This window comes from Asticcacaulis biprosthecium C19, from assembly GCF_000204015.1.
Classification (GTDB): Bacteria; Pseudomonadota; Alphaproteobacteria; order Caulobacterales; family Caulobacteraceae; genus Asticcacaulis; species Asticcacaulis biprosthecius.
In genome coordinates this window covers 1817481-1820031 of the sequence record NZ_GL883077.1, presented here as the reverse complement: position 1 = coordinate 1820031, position 2551 = coordinate 1817481, and the positions used below count along the sequence as shown (strand labels likewise).

Genomic DNA, 2551 nt, shown 5'->3' with positions numbered 1-2551 from the left:
CGACCTGTCGCCGACCACCGAAGTCCTGATCGAAGAATCGATCCTCGGCTGGAAGGAATACGAGATGGAGGTCGTGCGCGACACCGCCGACAACTGCATCATCGTCTGTTCGATCGAAAACGTCGACCCGATGGGCGTGCACACGGGTGATTCCATCACGGTCGCCCCGGCCCTGACCCTGACCGATAAGGAATATCAGATCATGCGTTCGGCCAGCCTGGCCGTGTTGCGCGAGATCGGCGTCGAAACGGGCGGTTCCAACGTGCAGTTCGCGCTCAACCCGGCCGACGGCCGCATGATCGTCATCGAGATGAACCCGCGCGTGTCGCGTTCCTCGGCACTGGCGTCGAAAGCCACCGGCTTCCCGATTGCCAAGATCGCCGCGAAATTGGCGGTCGGCTATACGCTGGACGAACTGAAGAACGACATCACCCAGACCACCCCGGCCTCGTTCGAGCCGTCGATCGACTATGTCGTCACCAAGATCCCTCGCTTCGCCTTCGAAAAATATCCCGGCTCAGAGCCTCTGTTGGGCACCTCGATGAAGTCGGTCGGCGAGGTGATGGCCATCGGCCGCACCTTCGCCGAGTCGATGCAAAAGGCCCTGCGCGGCCTGGAAACCGGCCTGTCGGGCTTTGACGAGGTCGAGATCAAGGGCGTTAAAGACGCTGAACCTCAGGCTATCCGCGAAGCCGTCATTCGCGAACTGGGCCGTGCTACGCCCGACCGGATCCGCGTCATTGCCCAGGCCTTCCGCCACGGCCTCAGCGTCGAAGACATCCACGCCGCCTGTTTTTACGAGCCGTGGTTCCTTCGCCAGATCGAGACCATCGTCTCCGAAGAAGCCAAGATCGCCGCCCTGGGCCTGCCCCACACCGCGAAAGCCATGCGCGCGCTGAAGGCCATGGGCTTCTCCGACGTCCGCCTGGCCAAGCTGACCGGCACGACCGAGGTCGAGGTCCGCACCGCCCGCCGCGCCTTGGGCGTGCGTCCGGTCTTCAAGCGCATCGACACCTGCGCTGCCGAGTTCCGCTCGAACACCGCCTACATGTATTCGACCTATGAGTCGGGCGCCCTTGGCCAGCCTGCCGAGAACGAAGCCGAACCGTCCGACCGCAAGAAGGCCATCATCCTGGGCGGCGGTCCCAACCGGATCGGCCAGGGCATCGAATTCGACTATTGCTGCTGTCATGCCGCCTTTGCGTTCAAAGACATCGGTGTCGAAGCCATCATGGTCAACTGCAACCCGGAAACCGTGTCGACCGATTACGACACCTCCGACCGCCTCTATTTTGAGCCCCTGACGGCCGAGGATGTGCTGGAGCTGATTGCCGTTGAACAGTCAAACGGCGAACTGCTGGGCGTGGTCGTCCAGTTCGGCGGCCAGACCCCGCTCAAGCTGGCCCAGGCCCTCGAAGACGAAGGCATCCCGATTTTGGGGACCTCGCCCGACGCCATCGACCTGGCCGAGGACCGCGAACGCTTCCAACACCTGCTGCGCGACATCGGACTCACCCAGCCTATCAACGCCATCGCGCGCACGCCGGAAGAGGCTTTCCGCGCCGCCCACGAAGTCGGCTACCCTATCGTCATCCGCCCGTCCTACGTCCTGGGCGGCCGCGCCATGGAAATCATCCGCGACGACGAGCAACTGGCCCGCTATGTCCGTGAAGCTGTCCAGGTGTCGGGGGACTCGCCGGTGTTGATCGATCAGTATCTGTCGGCCGCCATCGAGGTCGATGCCGATGCACTAAGTGATTATTCTGGGGCCGACAGCGACAGCGTCTTTGTCGCCGGCATTATGGAGCATATCGAAGAAGCCGGCGTTCACTCCGGCGACTCGGCCTGTTCCCTGCCCCCCTTCTCGCTCAAACCCGAAACGGTCAAGGAACTCGAACGCCAGACCATCGAACTGGCCAGGGCTTTGAAGGTCCGCGGCCTGATGAACGTGCAGTTCGCCATCGAAAACCCCTATACCGACCCCAAGATCTACGTGCTGGAAGTCAATCCGCGCGCCTCGCGGACCGTCCCCTTCGTCGCCAAGACCTTGGGCCAGCCCCTGGCCGGTATCGCCGCCAAGATCATGGCCGGCAAGTCGCTGGCTGAGTTCAACCTGAAACCGCGCGACTACCGCCATGTCGCGGTCAAGGAAGCCGTCTTCCCCTTCGCCCGCTTCGCCAATGTCGACACGGTACTGGGGCCGGAAATGCGTTCGACCGGTGAAGTCATGGGCCTGGACTGGATACGCGATGGCGAAGAGATGATCGACGCCTTCTCGCGGGCGTTTGCCAAGTCCCAGCAGGGCAGCGGCACCATCCTGCCGACCAAAGGCAAGGTCTTCGTCTCGGTCAAGGACCAGGACAAGCCGGTCATCGTCGAGTCGATCCGCCTGCTGCTGGAGCTGGGCTTCAAGGTCGTCGCCACTGGCGGCACCTATGACTATCTGGCCGAACGCGGCGTCCACGTCGAAAAGGTCAAGAAGGTGCTGGAAGGCCGTCCGAACATCCTGGACGCCATCAAGAACGGCGAGATCGCCCTGGTCTTCAACACC

General features: G+C 62.8%; 1 protein-coding gene. It reads left to right on the top strand.

The features are described from left to right. Positions 1 to 2551, top strand: a 2551-nt coding sequence (gene carB / locus ABI_RS08465) for a carbamoyl-phosphate synthase large subunit (RefSeq protein ID WP_040308721.1), incomplete at both ends; no start/stop codon positions are given.